The organism is Marinobacter sp. DY40_1A1, assembly GCF_016597815.1.
Lineage (GTDB): Bacteria > Pseudomonadota > Gammaproteobacteria > Pseudomonadales > Oleiphilaceae > Marinobacter > Marinobacter xiaoshiensis.
Genome location: NZ_VCHA01000005.1, coordinates 51,427 through 68,590, shown reverse-complemented (window position 1 = coordinate 68,590; position 17,164 = coordinate 51,427). Strand labels below are relative to the sequence as shown.

The window sequence follows — 17,164 nt, the reverse complement described above, 5'->3', positions numbered from 1 at the left end:
GCTTTTAACCAATCAGCTTAAACTACCAGGAGCAACATCATGGGCAACCGCCTTTCCAAGATTTACACCCGCACAGGTGACGATGGCACCACCGGCCTGGCCGATGGTAATCGTATTGCCAAAAACGCTCAGCGTGTTGAGGCAATGGGCATGGCCGATGAGTTGAACTGCCATATCGGCCTGTTGATCGAAACCCTGGACAGTGATGATGACATGCTGGAATCCATGCGCCGCATTCAGCATCACCTGTTTGATTTGGGTGGTGAGTTTGCGATTCCCGGAAGCAAGGCGATTACTGAAGATCATATTAGCTGGCTGGAAAATCTGCTGGATGAAATGAACGAGCCCTTGCCGCCTCTGAAAAACTTCATCCTGCCAGGCGGAAGCCCGGCTGCGGCCCAGTGTCACCTGGCCCGCGCCGTTTGCCGCCGTGCGGAGCGTGTAGTGGTAGCCCTCAGCCATGAGGATTCAATCAACCCTCTGGGACGCCAGTACCTGAACCGTTTATCAGACCTGTTATTCGTAGCTTCAAGGGTGTTAGCGCGCCGGGAAGGCGCTGAAGAGATTCTGTGGGATCAGAAGAAGTCAGGTATGTAATACCCTTTATAACTGCGAGACGGCTTGCTCCAACATCAGGTCAGGCAGCGTCATCCACCTCAGAAACTGTGCGTAGCCATGGATGGCGGAGCCAAGCGTAAAAGGATGTATTCACAGCGTGTTTCTGAGGTGGATGACGCTGCCTGACCGTCTGATCACCTTGCCGTCTTAAAAACTCAAACCTTAAACGCCTCAACAAGCCTCTGCAAAGAAGCCGTCAAATCGGACATCTCCTGGGAAGAAGCCAGAGTCTCTTCAGCGTTCGCGGCAGTCGATGCACCCAACTCGCCAATGTGAGCAACGCTAGCATTCACATCTTTGGAAACTGCAGACTGCTCTTCAGCGGCCTGGGCAATCTGGTGGCTCATGTCCACAATCACCGAAATACCCTTGGCAATTCTGCTCAACGCCTCAGTAACCTCTCCCGACTTCTGAACGGTTGTCTGAGTAACGTCACGGCTATTGGTCATGGCCGCTACGGCATCTTTTACGCCACTCTGAAGTCGTGAAATCATGCCTTCAATTTCTTCGGTCGACTTATGAGTGCGCTGGGACAGCGAGCGCACCTCATCTGCAACCACCGCAAACCCACGCCCCTGCTCACCCGCACGGGCTGCTTCAATGGCAGCGTTCAAGGCTAAAAGGTTGGTCTGCTCAGCGATGGCTTTGATTTCAACCAAAACCTGACTGATGTTGTTGCTGTCTTCACTCACCCGGTTGATCACATCTACAGCGCCAGAAATCTCGGTCGCAAGACGGTTGATGGTTTCAACGGTATCGGAAACAACGCCGCGGCCAGTTTCCGTATCTTGCTCTGCAGCGGTGGCGCTGTCTGCAACCCGGTGGGCGCTTTCAGTAACCTCACTCACCGCCTCGACCATCTGGCTCATAGCCTCATTAATCTGACCACTCTCGGCCATCTGACGCGTTACTGCTTCGCTGTTAGCGGCAGCTGTGTCCTTCACTCGCGTGGCCTGCTGATCAACTTCCTGTGTTGTCTGGCCTACAGAGCGTATCAGTTCAGCCATACGATCCGTCATATTGTTGAACTCACCCGTCAACTCACCAAGCTCATCGCGATTATCAAGGGAAATCCGGGTCGTCATGTCGCCAGCAGCAACCTTGCGCGCTGCTTCACTAAAGCGATTGATGGCAGTGCGCACAGACATGAAGAAGCCAACATAGAGATATACAACAAAAAGCAAAACAACAATCAGCGCGACTACTATGAGGCGACGCTGGCTTAGCTCTTGCTCCAGCCTGGCTCCCAGATTGGCATCGACCACATCAAACGCTGCATCTTTTAGCTCAACATAGCTCCCCAGCTTCGCAGAAATGCGCGAATCATAATCTGGCCATGCCATCTCCAGCCGCATTGGCGCAATAATATTAACTTCAAGCAACTCACGTGCGTTCAAAAGACTTTCATCAACATCTTTCAATGCAGTTCCCGCCGAGGCGGCAAACGCCGGCGACGCATCTGCCGCGAGGGTCAAGGCAGGCGAAAGCAGTGAACTACGATTAGTCAGCGCATCATATATTTCATTCAGATTTTCGCTGAGGGCATAACCTAACTGACCGTCAACAAGAGCGAACAGGCCATAGGAACGTGCCCGCCCCAATTCGCTGCGGGCATCTGGAAGAGTTTCACGGATAAGACCAAGAATGAGCAGGTTTTCCCTCGAGGCGCCTTGGCCCAAGCCTGACGTTTCTATCGTGGCGGGAATCAGTGCAAGCGCTTTCTGAACAAATTCCTGAAAATACTTAAACTGGGGATCAAAGTTGGTCTGATAGTTATCATCCCCACGAATGCTCTGCCACTCCGCTTTGAGCGCCTCTACCTGGTCGGCCCAAGCCCCGGAGGTATCAAAAGAACGCGGCTCTGCAGTCAGGCTATCAAGAATAGAGCCTATTTCGCTGGCGATCTTGTCAGAAAGAGCTTTGAGACTAGCTTCATCTTTGGCTACTGCTGGCGCCCGATAATCCCGATAATCAATAGACGCGTCTACAAGGCGATCGATCTGGCGCAGCTGTTCAAGACCCTCCACACCCCGGGTCATGGTCGCGACCGAGCGGTTGAGTTCTGTCATCACAAGCCAGGACAAGCCACCAATCGGGAGGAGGAACAGGATGCTGATCAGGCTGAACTTGTACAGCATCGGCAACCGGTTCATCAGTGCTACTGCGGGATTAATGAGTTGCTTCACATCGACCCTCTCTTTGAAATGCAAACAAATGAATGCATGTTCTGTTCTTATTATCGCCCAAACAGGGGGAAACTTAAGTAATTTTTATTATCCAACCAGGATTCAGACAACGCCTGCGATTACGAGCAAAGCAAGTGCGCAAATCCAGACCAGCATACTCCGGCTGAGCAGGTCCCTCACCGCACTCAAACTGCGGCCACCAAAGCTGGCCCACTCATCCTGGTGAATCCGGGAAAAGCGGGCTGGATCAAGCGCATACCCGGTTAACGACCCATTGGCGGAAATCATGAGCACCTCTGACGCCTTTTTCGTGACACCCGCCATCGCAGCTCTGGATTCACGCAGCCAGCCCGACAAGTCACCGGCAATCCCAAAAGTTATTGACAGCATTCTTACCGGCACCCAGCTAAACCATTCACATGCTTTGGTATACCATGGCCTGGCGCCTGCCTGCGGCCACTGCTCAGACAGTGCGACTAATCCCCGCACAAAAATTGCCAGGCCTATGCCTCCCACCACATACCAGAATGCAATAAGGAAGAAACGCTGAAAAACTGCCAGCATCAGTGCTTTGGATAAGGCAAGGTGCATGATATCTGGTGATGCGGCAGCGCCCCGCTCGTTCGCAGGCAGCCGCTCCTGTATAAAGTGCCAGGCAGCCTGCATGTCGCCCTTCCGCCAAGCTTCCGCATAAGGCTCAAGCACTTGCCGCCAGCCAGGCGACCCCATAAGTAGCACAAGCACCAGAATTTCCAGCGGGTAGGCAGCAAGCCGCCAGCCGTATAGCCCCAGTGCATATATGCCCAAGGCAGCGAGCAGTGCTGGTACGACGATCAAAAAAAGGCCAGCCCCAATACTTGATTCGCGTCCTGCTTTAACAACGGTGCCCTGGCGAAACCAGCGCCGCCAGAGTTCATCCCCGGATATCGCGTTCAGGCTATCAAGCCGCCTGCGAACCAGGTAGGCAATGAGAAATACCACCAGAATCATCTAAACAGCTCCTTTGGGAGACAGTTCAGCACTGTTTTTGTCCAGTCTGAACTGCCTGCAGAGACGCCTGAAAGTGTTGCCAGTCAAATGCAGGCCCAGGGTCTGTCTTGCGACCGGGCGCAATATCACTGTGGCCAGTAATGCGGTTGTTGGTTATATCGGGCCAGGCAGAACCGATCACTACCGAGATTTCTGCCAACGCCCGATACTGCTCAGCCGTGTAAGGAATGTCGTCTGCGCCTTCAAGCTCAATTCCAATAGAGAAGTCGTTGCACTCTTCTACACCCTCAAAGCAAGATCGCCCCGCGTGCCAGGCTCTTTCCAACAGGCTGACAAACTGAACCAGGCTGCCATCCCTGCGAATCAGTGCGTGAGCTGACACGCGCATCCCGGCAATTGTTGCGAAGTAGGGATGCAAATCCGGATCCAGGCAATTGGTGAAGAAGTCTTCAATATAGGTGCCACCAAACTCGCCGGGCGGCAAGCTGATATTGTGCACTACCAGAAGGCTTATGGTGGTGCCTTCCGGGCGAGGGCCGTAGTTCGGCGAAGGGCACCAGCGAGCAGATTCAAGACGCCCGGTTTCGCGAAGCGTCTCTATGTTTTCGCTGCAAATGGTCGTACTAACATGATCGCAGGCTGAATGGGGCAAGATGAATCCATTATTATCAGAGCATTACACTGTGATCTGATTGAATCACAAAGTAACACCTGTTACCACGGATCAATCTTTGCGGGTATTGCGCAGGTTGTCGATGATGGATTCCAGTGCTCTGTCAAAGATAAGCCCATCATCAAGCATACACACAGCACCTGCCGCCATTGCAGAGGCCAGTTCCTGGCGATGATACTCCGCCACCTTGGCACCGCTGCGATTAACAAATATATACTTACCCGTGGCCCTGATAACAGCCGCCAACTTACAGCGAAGCTTGGTCTCGTCGCGGCTCAGCTCAACCCAGGCGCCAACACGAAGACTGTCAGCCCGGTTCAACCACTCAGCCGCAACCTCTTCCACTGCCTGCTGTGCAGGCGCTTCAATCACGAGTTCTGACAGCACATGTTGTTGCTGCTCGTTCGTTTCAGCCTGTGCTCCGGTGTCAGACAGTCCAGTCCCGGCTTCGGGTGCCACAAAAGCTTCAACAAACGGCTCTTCGTCTTCCACCACAGGTGCGGCCCGCAAGGGGGCCGTTGCCAGTCGCTGAAACACATCCACGTGAGCCAGTTCGAGATCCCTAACTGCGGTATCTGTTGCAAATGGATCCCAGGAAATTTCCTGAAGCGCCATGCGGAAGTCATCCACAATAGCCGGGATTGCGCGAAGCAGGTCGCTTCGGGTAGAGCTTTCAACCGGTTGAGGATCCACACTCCAAACAAGGTGACCAGTCAGCTCTTTTGCATCTGCCCAGCGCTCGCTTTCTTCTCCTTCCCGCAATACCACCCACTGCAGGTATTTTGTCCATGCTTCCGTGAGCATTTCGAGCACAGGCTCAGGAATATCCCTGCCTGCTGTATGCCCTGCAATCAGCGCATCAGCAACCTGGGACGCCTGCTCCTGCCGCGCCCTGCCCTCCTCGGCATCGCGCAAACGTTGTTCTACCAATTCCCGGCGGCGGCGATCAAGGTCCGTAAAGTGGCAAAAATCCTTTAATAGCTCTTCAAAGAGTGACACATTGTTAGTGAACTCACTCAACACCCGATCCACAACTGCCTCGATCTTTTCGTGCAGGGGGTCGCGTTGACCGGCCCGCTTTTCAGTCCAGCCAATGGCGGATAGTGCCAGTTCGTTCAACAACTTCCTTACCGGGTGGCCGCCACGGTTAAAAAAGTTCTTGTCGCTGAGGGCAACTTTCAGAACGGGAATCTGCAAACGCCCGATAAGCGTTTTCATAACCGGGTGCAATTGCCTGTCTTCCAGGATGAAATCAAACAGCATGGAGACCAGGTTGATGACATCATTGTCTACCTGCCCGATGCTTGCTTTTTGACCATTAGCCGCCCGGAGCACCGGCTGAAGCCGCTGATCAAGAGAGGCAACTTCACCACCTTCCCACTGGCTGAAAGATGTCTGCGCCTCGCTGAGGCGAGCCAACAAGCCATCAGTATCCAGGTAGGCCTCATCAGCCCTGTCCGGCTCAAACATAGTCTGGGATGCACCTCGCTGATGCAGGAGCGCGCTCAATTCGGAAAACGTTGCATAGGAAGAACCGCCCTGGATCTGGTCATGACTGTAATACTGGCCGCCGCTGACTTCACCCGATCCTGCGCCCGCGCCTTGCTGCACTGAGCTTGGCGGCACCGGGGCAGAGGTCGCAGACCTGGCTCCAGCTGAACGGGCTGGTGGACGTTTAACGTCTGGAAGAACACCTTCTGAAACCAGCGTGCGGTTCGCTTCCTGATAAAAATCGCCAAGCGTATCTGCCAGCAGGCGATCAAACAGCTTGAGAACAATAAGCTTTGCACGGATGTCGATATCGAGATCAGCACAAGCCTCCGCAATACCGCCACAGAGCACTTCGGGACTGAGAGGCATCTGACTGCCGGAGAGATCTACTCCCGTCACCAGATGGTTCACCCGCAGAGACAAAAGCTGGATGGGAGCCTGATATTGATTTCGTAGCTTATTGATCAGGTTATCAATCGCTACCTGTTGCTCCAGATCTGAGTGTTCCAGAAGGCTCAGGGAATCCCGGTCAACTTCGTCCAGCGCATTTGCGGTCTGTCGGGGCCGGAATTTGCCAATATCATTAAAAGCCTGACTGACGTACTGCAGCATTGAAACGACCATGGCTTTGCGGCGCAGCCGCAATTCGCGCATGGCATCAAAATAGACCGTCTGATCCATGTTGGAGCCGGCACGATCCGCAAGTTCAAACAAGGCATCGTCAGCACGCTCGAAAAAACGTTCGAGCACACCCTTCAAGGACTGACCGGATGAGTCTCGCAGGCGAACAAGGGCCGGCGGCAGATCAAACCGTGAAAACGATTTCTGCCCGGAAAAACTGACAACCTTGTTTTCCTGCTTCATTGACCACCCCTCAGCCAAGGTATGTGAAACGCCTGACCATCGTTTTGAAACTACTCTGATTACATATCATACGAGTTAGTAGCGTCACCTTGTGTCAGAAATTGTCACCTTTTGTGTAGAGCAGACCCAGATCACAATTTTGGCAGAATTTGGCGAAACCGCTAGCGGGCTATAGAATCGTGCCCCTTAACTGATTCAGAACTCTTTGGCCCCAGACACAAGCGGATGCATGACCATGAAATTCACTGAACGCCTACGCCAGTCACGAATTGAATCCGTCGCAGCAAGCCTGCGAGAAGATATCGGCGATGGCGATATCACGGCTCAACTTATTCCATTGGAGAAGCAGGCGACCGGTCATGTTATTACCCGGGAAAGAGCCCACATCGCCGGGCGCGAATGGGTGAATGAAGTATTCCGCCAGGTAGACAGCTCAGTTACTCTGGAGTGGCTGATCAAGGATGGTGAATCCGCTTCCCCCAATCAGGTCCTGTTCCGCATGAAAGGCACAGCCAGAAGCCTTTTGACCGCAGAGAGAGCCGCTCTGAACTGGCTGCAAACCCTTTCAGGCGTTGCGACAAGCTGCGCAGGCTATGCTGAGCGAGTTGCTCACACCAGCGTACGCCTTCTGGATACCCGCAAAACGCTGCCGGGGTTGCGGCTTGCCCAGAAATACGCAGTAACCTGCGGCGGCTGCCACAATCATCGTCTCGGGCTTTGGGATGCATTTCTGATCAAGGAAAACCACATTTCCGCTTGCGGCTCCATCGCCAACGCTATTGCTGCTGCCCACAGAATTGCCCCCGGCAAGCCTGTAGAGGTAGAAACTGAAAACCTCGCGGAGCTGGAGCAGGCCCTTAGCGCCGGAGCTGATATCATCATGCTTGATGAGTTTTCCATGGAAGATCTGCGCACAGCCGTTGCCATGAACGAGGGGCGAGCTAAGCTGGAAGCTTCCGGTGGCATCAATACAGACACACTGGTTCCCATTGCAGAAACCGGTGTCGATTACATTTCCATCGGCGCGCTGACCAAAGATGTCAAAGCCATTGACCTCTCCATGCGCCTGGACTGAGCCGGGCGGCTCAGTTTGAAAGAACAGTGATCAGCTACCAGAGAGTAGCTGATCAACAGCCTCTAGCTCCTGTACCAACCCCCGCCCTGATTCCTGACGACCACGAAAGTACTCCTCTGCCATAGGCGCAATGCCTGAAACCCTGGGCAAAGGGTGGCCATTTTCAACAATGAGTTTCATGCGCTCAAGAAACACAAACTGAATCCACTGGGTAAACGCCAGAGTGTCGATGCAAAAGGGCTCGGTGCTGTCGAATGCTTCAATCGGCGGGCGCTCAACCGCCCACATATCGAGTTTGCGCAGTTCCATCTCAATACCAAGAAGGCAATCTGCCACCTGCCCTGTAACGTCACCTGTGCCTGACATAAATATCCCCCCTCAATCTGCCAAGGGCTCAAGCTCTACCGTCTCACCGTTCAACACGCGATACAAATCCTCAAACTGCTTTGTAAGCGCGTGCTTTGGCGCCATGTGAATGAGCGGCTGCCGACACTGGTGAGATTCTTTCATTTTTACAGAAGCTGACAAGCGTACTGGCAGCACTGGAAGCCCTTCTTCGATCAGTTCTCTTACCAGTTTTTTGGGGAGGCTGGCACGGGGCTGAAACTGGTTGGCGACAATACCCTCCACCACAAGTTCTTCATTGTGATCTTCCTGCAGGTCTTCAATTTCATTGAGAATGTTATAAAGCGCCTGACGGGAAAAATCATCACAATCAAATGGGATCAGGCAACGCTGAGCCGCGATAAGTGCCGAGCGGGTGTAGAAGTTCAAGGCGGGCGCTGTATCGATGTAGATTTCGTCGAAGGACTCACCCAGCTTTTTGAGGGCTTCCCGCAACTTGTAAATCTTGTGCTTTGCTTCCAGTTTGCGCTCCAGAAAATCCAACTCTGGACTGGAGGGCAACACATAGAGGTTTCTGAACGGCGACGCGTGAACAAATTCCTCCGGGCGCCGGTTGAACACCTTGAAGGCCACCGTTTGCTCTAGCATGTCTGCAACCGTATCTTTGAGCTCGCTGGCCGGTTTGTCCAAGAGATAATGTGTTGAGTTTCCCTGGGGGTCCAGATCAACAACCAGCGTGCGCTTGCCTCTTGCCGCGCTGATCGCTGCCAGGTTGCAGGTAATACTGGATTTTCCAACTCCGCCCTTCTGGTTGAATACTACCCGTCTCATGTCATTTCTCCATCTGGCGCTTTATTCAGCGTCTTATCGTTTGATTGCTGTCTTTGTGTTTGGTTATGTCTGTGCCTTTGACTCACCATTGCATGACCGTTTTCACGAACGGAATAGTGAGACGTCGCTGTGCTTGCAGGGAATTTTCATCGAGGGTATCGAGAATACTCAACAATTCTCCGAGACGCCTTGGTGCACGGCGCATGATAAAGCCGGCAACGTCGTCCGTCATTGTTAGTCCCCGTTGCTCGGCACGGGCCATGAGAATTTTTAACCGGTCATCGTCACGGTAAATTCCAAGCTGCACCGTAACACCGTGATGCAACCGTGAGACCAGATCTGGCAACACAAAGGGCAAGGAGCCAGGAACCTCCGAGAGACTGACAACGAGCATACGCCCACCGTCGTGCAGGCGGTTATAAAGGTGAAAAACCGCCTCTTCCCAGTCTGCCTTACCGGCTATCCGGTCAAGATCATCAAGGGCAACAACATCCATGGTATCCAGTCCGGCAAGCGCTTCTGGCCCGAAAGGTTCCAGTTCTGCAATACTGATACACACGGCTGTTTTCCCTTCGGCCTCTCCATGGTGACACGCTGCCTGCAACAGGTGGCTTTTGCCCGTATCAGAATCGCCGCACACCACTACCACCGGCAGCCCTTCAGGCTGACTGAACACTGATAAAAGCCGCAGCGCAGCTTCCCGGTTGCGATCCCCGTGAAAATTATCAAAACGTGCATCATCCCGAAGGCGGACACCAAGAACCAATTGCGATGCGCTCACGACTGCCTGGCCCTCCTTGCCCGTGCACCCCAGACGACCATGTAATGGCCCCCGCTAAACACAGCTGAAGCCGCAACCAGCCAGATTCCTGCATCCAGCCACCCCGGCGGTACCGGCAAGCCGGCCATGATCACAATAATGCCCAGAATCACCAGAATCTGAACCAACGTATTCAATTTTCCGGGCATGCTGGGTTCCATTTCAAAGCGACCGATACCGTAATGATAAACCAGTGCACCACCAACAATCAGAAGATCCCGCCCGAGTATGAGCGCGAACAGCCACAACGGAAGGACAGAAGTGTAGGTCAGTACCAGATAGGCTGTAATTAATAGCGCTTTATCTGCCAGAGGGTCGGCCACAGCACCAAAGCGTGAACGCCAATTGAAGTGCCGAGCGAGGAAACCATCAAGACCGTCAGTCAGCGAGGCGACAGCAAATATAAACAACGCAAGGCGGTACTCTTGTACCAGTAACGCCCTGGCAAAAGGAGCAATCAGCAATATGCGCACAAACGTCAAAGCATTGGGAATCCAGCGCCAGGCGTAAGTGTTCAATGTGCTGCCTCCGGTTGCGGCTTACTGCCCGCCATCATTCACAATGACCGGCACAGGTTGCCAGCGGTAATAGAGGACCTGATAGAGCGACTCAAATGCCTGCTCAGCCTCTTCTTCATCTGCAGGAGATGGCTGGTAGGTAAACATAGACGGCTCAGCAGGAGCTGTTTCTGGAGCTACTTCCGGACTGTTCTGCCCGGGTTGCGTCTGAGCTGGCTTAGCAGGAGCTTCTGGTGACGTCAAACGAGGCTGCGGCATATCCGGAGCTTCACCGTCAACCGGCACAAACCTGGAATCCAGGGCAATATATTCTCTGAGCTGATCCAACTCACCGGAAAACGCCACTCTGAGCGTTAGTTGCTCACCCTTGACCCGGGACGCACCTGCACTTACAACCGGAGTCAGCCCCTCAAGAACCTGGGTAGCCTTGCCATAGTCCGTAACTGAGGTAACGCCGCGAAGAACAATATCAACCTGCGGCAAGTCTCCAACCTCGCCGGCTGCAACTGCGTAACGGCTGGCGTACAACTCTGCCCAACGATTAACCAACGCTTCCGCCAAAGCTTCCCGCGTATCGGCACTGACCGCCTCTTCACTACTATTAAGCTTTGCACCTTCAAACACCCAGCCTGCACGCCACTGACTACCAGAGCGGCTGACACGAACCAGAGCAAGCACATCGTGCTCAACGCCCTCTGAGGCAGTGCGGACACGACCGGTGAATTGCCCCCAGATGTCCGATAACAACTCTCTATTATCGCTGAACCCGGCTGGCGGCAGCGTCACCGGAAGCCCCCGCTCCTGAGCCGCGCGGGCAAATGCGGAAGTCCAGATTCCGGAGTCTCCGGTGTCGGCAAGTCCTTCACCCGTCCCAGTCACGAGCTTGCGAACACCGCGATCTTCTACGGCGACCCACGCCAAGGTCAGAGGACGGTTTGCACCCCAAACAGGGGCACCAATCGACGCCAGTGCACGGTTAACACCCACTGCACCAAATGCCATACTCAAACGGCTATCGCCATTTTCACCACGGAGCACCTGATAGGAAAGAAGCAGGGATTCGGCATCTGCCATCAAAGCCTTGGCGCCGTCCAGTGCAAGCACCTCACGGGTGCCAGAAATTCGCACAAAAACCCGGGCTAACCCGTCTGCATAGCCCTGCGCCAGAGCATCCGGGCCGGAGCCGGTCACAGGAACCTCAACAGTATAAAGCCCTGACACCGTAACGGCTGTCGCGGGTGTGGATACTGCCACCATAAGCGCACAAATAATGGCAAGCCAAAGGGCTGACAAGGACTTTAGAGCCCGGTTCTGGTCTGGTACTGGCATGAAACACCCTGCTGTTCGCATGAATGGCGCATAGGATACACCATGGCCCGGAGCCTGAGTAGCCGACCCGGGTTGCTGAAATGCAATCTTGCCCGCGCCGGACCGCCCAGTTGCTCGAATCTGCACCCGCTCGCAGCAATTGCACTTGGACCCCCACACCGCACCTGCTAAAATCCGCCGCCTGACCCACTGGCCTAATGGTTAAGATCCCCATGAGCGAACAGAAGCCTTCCCTGACCTACCGCGATGCCGGCGTTGATATTGACGCCGGTAATGAACTTGTCAGCCGCATCAAGGAAACCGCCGCACGTACCCGGCGCCCTGAGGTTCTGGGAGGGCTTGGCGGGTTTGGTGCCATGGTCGCGATTCCCCCAGGGTACAAAGAGCCAATCATGGTGTCCGGCACCGACGGCGTGGGCACCAAACTCCGACTGGCCATGCAACTTGAAAAGCACGACAGCATTGGTATCGACCTGGTCGCCATGTGCGTAAACGATCTCATTGTGGGTGGCGCAGAGCCTCTGTTCTTCCTCGACTACTACGCCACGGGCAAGCTGAATATAGACATCGCCGCAAAGGTAGTGGCGGGCATCGGCGAAGGCTGCGAACAAGCTGGCTGTGCACTGGTAGGTGGCGAAACAGCCGAGATGCCGGGCATGTATGAAGGCGACGATTACGACCTGGCCGGCTTCTGCGTTGGCGTAGCAGAGCGCAGCGAAATAATAGACGGCAGTAATGTGCGCGAAGGCGATGTTTTGCTGGCGATGGCTTCTTCAGGCCCTCACTCCAATGGTTACTCGTTGATTCGCAAAATCCTTGAAGTTAGTAACGCCGACCTCAAACAAGCTGTTGGCGACACCACTCTGGAAAACGCCCTGATGGAGCCCACTCGGATCTACGTCAAGAACGTGCTGAAGCTTATCCGACAGGTGGATGTAAACGCCCTCTCCCACATTACGGGCGGCGGTTTACCAGAGAACATTCCCAGGGTTCTGCCCAAGGGTATGATTGCCGCTATCGATACCGCAAGCTGGGAGCTGCCCCCGGTATTCCAATGGCTTAAAGAAGCCGGCGGTGTTGCCATTGAAGAAATGTACCGCACCTTTAACTGCGGCATTGGCATGATCGTTTGCGTCCCGCATAGTCAGAAAGACCTGGCCCTGGATACACTGAAGGTGCTCGGAGAGACTGCCTGGCAGGTAGGCGTTATTGAGCGCGCTGAAAACGCAGAAGAAGAGGCGGTAGTGCGCTACGCGCCGGGGTTGCTTTCAGAATGAAGGCAGACCAACCAACTCTACCCAAAATTCTGGTTTTGGCCTCCGGCAGCGGAACCAATTTCCAGGCCTTGGTAGACGCTAGCCGGGAACGGGATTTCCCCGGCCAGGTCATCGCTTTGGGCTGCAACCAGCCAAAAGCATTTGCCCTTGAACGCGCAGCCCAGGCCAACATTGAGACCTTTGTCGTTGACCATAAGGGATTTGGCTCTAGAGACGAGTTCGACGCAGCCTTAATCGCCCACATTCTGCGCTACAACCCGGATGTCATAGTGCTTGCAGGCTTCATGCGCATCCTCACCCCGAGCTTTGTGCAGGCCTTCCGCGGCAAGCTGCTGAATATTCACCCGTCACTTTTACCAAAGTACACCGGCCTGAATACTCACCAAAGAGCACTGGATGCCGGCGATGATACACACGGCGTCTCCATTCACTTCGTGACAGAAGAGCTGGATGGTGGCCCCGTAATCGCTCAAGCGGAAGTAACTGTGGCGCCTGACGACACAAGTGAAACCCTTGCCGAAAAGGTACAACGCAAAGAACACCTGTTGTACCCGATAGTTGTGCGTTGGTTTTGCGAAGGCCGGATTCAGCTGGGCAGCGATTTTGTGCTGTTCGACGGCCAGGTAATGAAAACGCCCATGCGCCTCCCCGATAATTAAGGCGCACCTTACCAGACTGTCACCACACAGTGCCCACCGACCCGCTAGACTTTCATCATACTTGAAGGATTCGAGGTCAACGAAATGCTCCCAACTCGAAGTACTGTGCACGCCCTGAAAACAAGCCGAAACATCGCAGCCAGCCTTCTGTGCACGCTGGCTTTGTTGCTGACGAGCGCTGCGCAGGCGGAGTCGGCCCCGGATCTATTTCCTTTTGAGGTCAGTTATGGCGCCTCCATGGAAAAGGGCGTCTCCCTTAATGGCAGCGCGAAACGCATCCTCACCTCCCAAGGCAATGATGTATGGCTCTACCGAACAGAGGTGAAGTCTTTTATAGCAGACCTGGACGAATCCCTGGTACTGAAATGGGAAGATGGCAAGGTTGTTCCCCTCAGGTACCGGTATCGCCTGTCCGGCCTCCTTATCAAGGACAGAAAGCAGTCTATCGATTTCGACTGGAAGGCCGGAGTAGCTGCGGGAGATTACAGAGGCAAATCATTCAAGGTGGAGCTGCAGGAAGGTATTCTCGACCCTCTTGGATTTCAGGTACAACTGCACCAGGATGTTCTGAACGGTAAGCGTGAGATGGAGTATCAGGTTCTGGATCGCGGCAAAATCGACAGCGAGCGGTTTGCCGTTGTGAATGATGATGCCAGTGGCACCGATGGCTCCCGCTCTTCACTCCTCAAAGCCGAGAAGATTCGTGAAAACTCCAAACGAGAGACGTTGATGTGGTTTGATCCGGACAGCGAATTCGTACTGGTGCGTCTGCTCCAGGTGGAACCAGACGGCAGCAAGTACGAACTCAAGCTCAAGAGTGTGGACCTGGGAGGTTAAACCTCCCGATCCACTTCGGCCCACACAGCCTTAACTTCGTCCGCAATAATTCGCAGCCCTTGCGCCACCCGCTCGTCGTCCTGGGAATAGGTCACGCGTAAGCATTCATCGCGATGCTTCCAGCCATCCTCAGGCAAACCGGGGAAGAAGTAATGCCCCGAAACCACCAGTACCCCACGGGCCTTTAGCCTCTGGTATAACTCCAGGCTGGTAATGGGCAACTCCGGGAACCACAACCACAGGAACATGGCACCCTCAGGCTTGTGTACGTACCAGCGGCAACTGTCTTCACCCATAGCCTCACGAAACGCTGCTACTGCCCGCTCCATCTTCCGCTTATAGAATGGGCAAACCACATCCCGGCTCAATGACAGAATTTCTCCGGAACGAACCAGCGGCTCGGCCAGCATGGCACCAAAGCTCCCTGTGGCCAGGTTCATGATCGCGTTAATTCCAGACAAGGCTTTTATGACGGGCGCTGCAGCAATCACAATCCCGGTACGAGCTGCCGGCAAGCCAAGCTTGGACAAACTCAGGCACAGGATAATCTGTTCGTTCCAGGTGGGCTTGGCATCTACAAACAACAGGCTTGGGAAAGGTGTACCGTAAGCTCCATCCACAATCAGAGGTATGTTGTGCTGGCGCGCCATCTCCTCCAACCTGGCCAACTCTTCGTCAGTCACCACGTTGCCGGTCGGGTTGGTTGGCCGGGAGACACAGATGGCACCTGTTTCTCCCGTGACTTCTACCGCGTCAAAGTCCACACGGTATTTGAATTCGTGAGCATCGGTGAACGAAATGTCAGGCTGCACAGCATGAAACAATCCCGGCTCAATACCGGCGTCTGCGTAACCTATATACTCTGGCGCCAGCGGCAGCAGTATATGCTTGCGGTGACCTTCGCCATAATCGCCACCAAACATGTTAAACAACATGAAGAAGGCAGCCTGGCTGCCGTTGGTCAGGGCGATATTTTCCGGTTTAAGATCCCAGCCATACTCTCGGCTTAGCAGGTCTGCCAGTGACGCAATGAACTGCTTTTCTCCCTGAGGGGGATCGTATATTCCCACCAGTCGGCGAACATCGTTTTCACTCTTACTCATATCCGCCAGAATTTCCTGCACCCGCGCCTGAATTTCAGGGATGTGCCCCGGATTTCCGCCTCCCATCATGATCATATCGTCGCCCGACGCCATCGCATTACCCAGGTCATCCATCAATGAGGTGATGCCTGCGTCGGCAGTGAACTTACGGCCAAAAGTGGAGAGTTTCATGGGGTTGCTTCCATAGGTCGGAACTGAACATTTAGCGGGATTAATGTAAGCCTGTTCTGAAAACGGGAGGGATTCAGTCTCCTGGCGAGATACCAAGATTGCTGACGCCCTCATTGGCAGCCATTTCCCTGATTTCGGAGATGAACTGCTCTACTGGCGTACGCTGGCGTTTCAGCTCAAGCACCAGGTTGCGCTGGAAGGCTTTATCTTCTTTCATCAGGGGGTGTGAGTCGAGCAAGCGAACCAGCTCATATTCTTCCAGCCCTTCACCTTCAGACAACTCAATAAAACTCATCACCGTGCTTGTTGCCAGTTGTGAGGCTTCTGTGGCCCGATGTTTTGAGGGATTCAGTCGATTCAGCAGTGCCTGCTCCAGCAACTGGCAGAAATCAAACGCCGGGTAGACGCCGTAGGCGTCGTAGGCCTCAACATCCGGAGACAAGGCTTCGAGTTTCACCAGCAGTTGCGGTATGGCAGATTCGGTTGCAGCCTGCTGGAGTGTGCCCCACGCAAGATCGAGTATCTGGTGCATTTTGCCGCCGGTTTTCAGGTCAACCGCTTCGGCAAAGAGCGCGTAATTAGGAAATGATCGCTCGGCAAGTGCCAGCAGGAAGGCGCATTCACGCCATCCCTGCAACTGGGCTACAGCTTTAAGAAACTGGTTGGCGTTCATGTTTTTGGCAGCGTTACGCCGGTCTGGCCAAAGTACTTTCCGCCTCGGTCTTTGTAGCTGGTCTCACAAACTTCGTCAGACTCAAAGAAGAGCATCTGAGCGACGCCTTCGTTGGCGTAAATTTTCGCCGGTAGGTTGGTGGTGTTGGAAAACTCCAGGGTTACGTGCCCTTCCCACTCTGGTTCCAGCGGCGTGACGTTTACGATGATACCGCAGCGTGCGTAGGTAGATTTACCGAGGCAGATGGTGAGTACGCTGCGCGGAATTCGAAAGTATTCGACGGTGCGCGCAAGGGCAAAGGAGTTCGGTGGGATGATGCAAACGTCGCCGGTGAAGTCTACGAAGCTTTTTTCGTCGAAATTTTTGGGGTCGACGGTGACTGAGTGCACGTTGGTGAAGATTTTAAATTCGTTGCTGCAACGTACGTCGTAGCCGTAGCTTGAGGTGCCGTAGGAGATAACTCGGCCTTGCTCACCGTCACGAACCTGGCCGCTTTCGAAGGGCTCGATCATGCGGTGCTGTTCAGCCATTCGGCGAATCCACTTGTCAGCTTTGATGCTCATGGCGAAATCTCGTTTCTACTTGGGAAAATTGGGGCGTAGTTTACCTGTTCGGCTGGGTTCTGTCGAAGCCTCGCTGTGCCGCCCAGAGGGTTCTGGTTTTGGGGGCTGCAGTCACGGGAAAGGCGGTTCAAAAACCGCTTC

Annotated in this window: 17 protein-coding genes; 5 read left to right on the top strand and 12 right to left on the bottom strand. The window is 54.2% G+C overall.

Annotation, left to right across the window (positions count from 1 at the left end):
* Positions 1-39 precede the first annotated feature (39 nt).
* Positions 40-597 carry a cob(I)yrinic acid a,c-diamide adenosyltransferase gene (locus FFI61_RS13195; RefSeq protein WP_200204267.1) on the top strand — a complete coding sequence of 186 codons (558 nt, stop codon included), beginning with the start codon at positions 40-42 and terminating at the stop codon, positions 595-597.
* A 176-nt stretch (positions 598-773) separates the two neighbouring features.
* On the opposite strand, the gene FFI61_RS17965 is transcribed toward FFI61_RS13195, so the two are convergent.
* From FFI61_RS17965 to FFI61_RS13175, 4 genes are all read right to left on the bottom strand, one after another.
* A complete protein-coding gene (locus tag FFI61_RS17965) occupies positions 774-2,804 on the bottom strand; it encodes a methyl-accepting chemotaxis protein (protein WP_200371029.1) in 2,031 nt (676 codons plus the stop codon).
* 102 nt (positions 2,805-2,906) lie between these two features.
* On the bottom strand, positions 2,907-3,794 hold the full coding sequence (locus tag FFI61_RS13185; RefSeq protein WP_200371028.1) for a histidine kinase: 888 nt from the start codon (positions 3,792-3,794) through the stop codon (positions 2,907-2,909).
* Positions 3,795-3,819: 25 nt separating this feature from the next.
* On the bottom strand, positions 3,820-4,446 hold the full coding sequence (gene ampD, locus FFI61_RS13180; protein ID WP_227714924.1) for a 1,6-anhydro-N-acetylmuramyl-L-alanine amidase AmpD: 627 nt from the start codon (positions 4,444-4,446) through the stop codon (positions 3,820-3,822).
* A 72-nt stretch (positions 4,447-4,518) separates the two neighbouring features.
* Positions 4,519-6,822, bottom strand: coding sequence for a DUF1631 domain-containing protein (locus tag FFI61_RS13175; protein ID WP_200371027.1), 2,304 nt, complete (start codon positions 6,820-6,822; stop codon positions 4,519-4,521).
* A gap of 235 nt (positions 6,823-7,057) precedes the next feature.
* On the opposite strand from FFI61_RS13175, the gene nadC reads away from it, so the two are divergent.
* Positions 7,058-7,897, top strand: a complete 840-nt coding sequence (gene nadC / locus FFI61_RS13170) for a carboxylating nicotinate-nucleotide diphosphorylase (protein ID WP_200204257.1) — start codon at positions 7,058-7,060, stop codon at positions 7,895-7,897.
* A 30-nt stretch (positions 7,898-7,927) separates the two neighbouring features.
* Here nadC and FFI61_RS13165 read toward each other — a convergent pair whose 3' ends face one another.
* The 5 genes from FFI61_RS13165 to FFI61_RS13145 all read right to left on the bottom strand — a co-directional run bounded on the left by FFI61_RS13165 (position 7,928) and on the right by FFI61_RS13145 (position 11,740).
* Complete coding sequence (locus tag FFI61_RS13165) at positions 7,928-8,263, bottom strand: YqcC family protein (protein ID WP_200204255.1); 336 nt, start codon at positions 8,261-8,263, stop codon at positions 7,928-7,930.
* Positions 8,264-8,275: 12 nt separating this feature from the next.
* Positions 8,276-9,073 (bottom strand): ParA family protein, encoded by a 798-nt coding sequence (locus FFI61_RS13160; RefSeq protein ID WP_200371026.1) that lies wholly within the window; start codon positions 9,071-9,073, stop codon positions 8,276-8,278.
* An 82-nt stretch (positions 9,074-9,155) separates the two neighbouring features.
* Entirely contained in the window at positions 9,156-9,854 is a 699-nt protein-coding gene (gene hda, locus FFI61_RS13155; RefSeq protein WP_200371025.1) for a DnaA regulatory inactivator Hda, read from the bottom strand.
* On the bottom strand, positions 9,851-10,411 hold the full coding sequence (locus FFI61_RS13150) for a CDP-alcohol phosphatidyltransferase family protein (RefSeq protein ID WP_200204252.1): 561 nt from the start codon (positions 10,409-10,411) through the stop codon (positions 9,851-9,853). Before FFI61_RS13150 ends, hda begins: the two co-directional genes overlap by 4 nt.
* Before the next feature lie 21 nt (positions 10,412-10,432).
* Positions 10,433-11,740 carry a DUF2066 domain-containing protein gene (locus FFI61_RS13145; RefSeq protein WP_200371024.1) on the bottom strand — a complete coding sequence of 436 codons (1,308 nt, stop codon included), beginning with the start codon at positions 11,738-11,740 and terminating at the stop codon, positions 10,433-10,435.
* Positions 11,741-11,952: 212 nt separating this feature from the next.
* Between FFI61_RS13145 and purM the strand changes: the two genes are divergently transcribed.
* The 3 genes from purM to FFI61_RS13130 all read left to right on the top strand — a co-directional run bounded on the left by purM (position 11,953) and on the right by FFI61_RS13130 (position 14,513).
* The gene (gene purM, locus FFI61_RS13140) at positions 11,953-13,017 is read left to right on the top strand and encodes a phosphoribosylformylglycinamidine cyclo-ligase (protein WP_200371023.1); all 1,065 of its coding nucleotides are present in this window, start codon (positions 11,953-11,955) and stop codon (positions 13,015-13,017) included.
* Positions 13,014-13,676, top strand: a complete 663-nt coding sequence (gene purN, locus FFI61_RS13135; RefSeq protein WP_200371021.1) for a phosphoribosylglycinamide formyltransferase — start codon at positions 13,014-13,016, stop codon at positions 13,674-13,676. Before purM ends, purN begins: the two co-directional genes overlap by 4 nt.
* Positions 13,677-13,760: 84 nt before the next feature.
* Positions 13,761-14,513 (top strand): DUF3108 domain-containing protein, encoded by a 753-nt coding sequence (locus FFI61_RS13130; protein ID WP_200371020.1) that lies wholly within the window; start codon positions 13,761-13,763, stop codon positions 14,511-14,513.
* On the opposite strand, the gene FFI61_RS13125 is transcribed toward FFI61_RS13130, so the two are convergent.
* The 3 genes from FFI61_RS13125 to dcd all read right to left on the bottom strand — a co-directional run bounded on the left by FFI61_RS13125 (position 14,510) and on the right by dcd (position 17,023).
* Positions 14,510-15,787 (bottom strand): valine--pyruvate transaminase, encoded by a 1,278-nt coding sequence (locus tag FFI61_RS13125; protein WP_200371019.1) that lies wholly within the window; start codon positions 15,785-15,787, stop codon positions 14,510-14,512. The genes FFI61_RS13130 and FFI61_RS13125 overlap by 4 nt on opposite strands.
* 73 nt (positions 15,788-15,860) lie before the next feature.
* Positions 15,861-16,460, bottom strand: a complete 600-nt coding sequence (locus FFI61_RS13120; RefSeq protein WP_200371018.1) for a YjaG family protein — start codon at positions 16,458-16,460, stop codon at positions 15,861-15,863.
* The gene (dcd, locus tag FFI61_RS13115) at positions 16,457-17,023 is read right to left on the bottom strand and encodes a dCTP deaminase (RefSeq protein ID WP_200371017.1); all 567 of its coding nucleotides are present in this window, start codon (positions 17,021-17,023) and stop codon (positions 16,457-16,459) included. The genes FFI61_RS13120 and dcd overlap by 4 nt, the downstream gene beginning before the upstream one ends.
* Positions 17,024-17,164: the final 141 nt, after the last annotated feature.

Bases quoted from the DNA above. Each gene is read 5' to 3' on its own strand.
- FFI61_RS13195 (WP_200204267.1), top strand. From the start codon at position 40: ATGGGCAACCGCCTTTCCAAGATTTACACCCGCACAGGTGACGATGGC.
- FFI61_RS13185 (WP_200371028.1), bottom strand. From the start codon at position 3,794: ATGATTCTGGTGGTATTTCTCATTGCCTACCTGGTTCGCAGGCGGCTT.
- FFI61_RS13175 (WP_200371027.1), bottom strand. From the start codon at position 6,822: ATGAAGCAGGAAAACAAGGTTGTCAGTTTTTCCGGGCAGAAATCGTTT.
- nadC (WP_200204257.1), top strand. From the start codon at position 7,058: ATGAAATTCACTGAACGCCTACGCCAGTCACGAATTGAATCCGTCGCA.
- FFI61_RS13165 (WP_200204255.1), bottom strand. From the start codon at position 8,263: ATGTCAGGCACAGGTGACGTTACAGGGCAGGTGGCAGATTGCCTTCTT.
- FFI61_RS13160 (WP_200371026.1), bottom strand. From the start codon at position 9,073: ATGAGACGGGTAGTATTCAACCAGAAGGGCGGAGTTGGAAAATCCAGT.
- FFI61_RS13145 (WP_200371024.1), bottom strand. From the start codon at position 11,740: ATGCCAGTACCAGACCAGAACCGGGCTCTAAAGTCCTTGTCAGCCCTT.
- purM (WP_200371023.1), top strand. From the start codon at position 11,953: ATGAGCGAACAGAAGCCTTCCCTGACCTACCGCGATGCCGGCGTTGAT.
- purN (WP_200371021.1), top strand. From the start codon at position 13,014: ATGAAGGCAGACCAACCAACTCTACCCAAAATTCTGGTTTTGGCCTCC.
- FFI61_RS13130 (WP_200371020.1), top strand. From the start codon at position 13,761: ATGCTCCCAACTCGAAGTACTGTGCACGCCCTGAAAACAAGCCGAAAC.
- FFI61_RS13125 (WP_200371019.1), bottom strand. From the start codon at position 15,787: ATGAAACTCTCCACTTTTGGCCGTAAGTTCACTGCCGACGCAGGCATC.
- FFI61_RS13120 (WP_200371018.1), bottom strand. From the start codon at position 16,460: ATGAACGCCAACCAGTTTCTTAAAGCTGTAGCCCAGTTGCAGGGATGG.
- dcd (WP_200371017.1), bottom strand. From the start codon at position 17,023: ATGAGCATCAAAGCTGACAAGTGGATTCGCCGAATGGCTGAACAGCAC.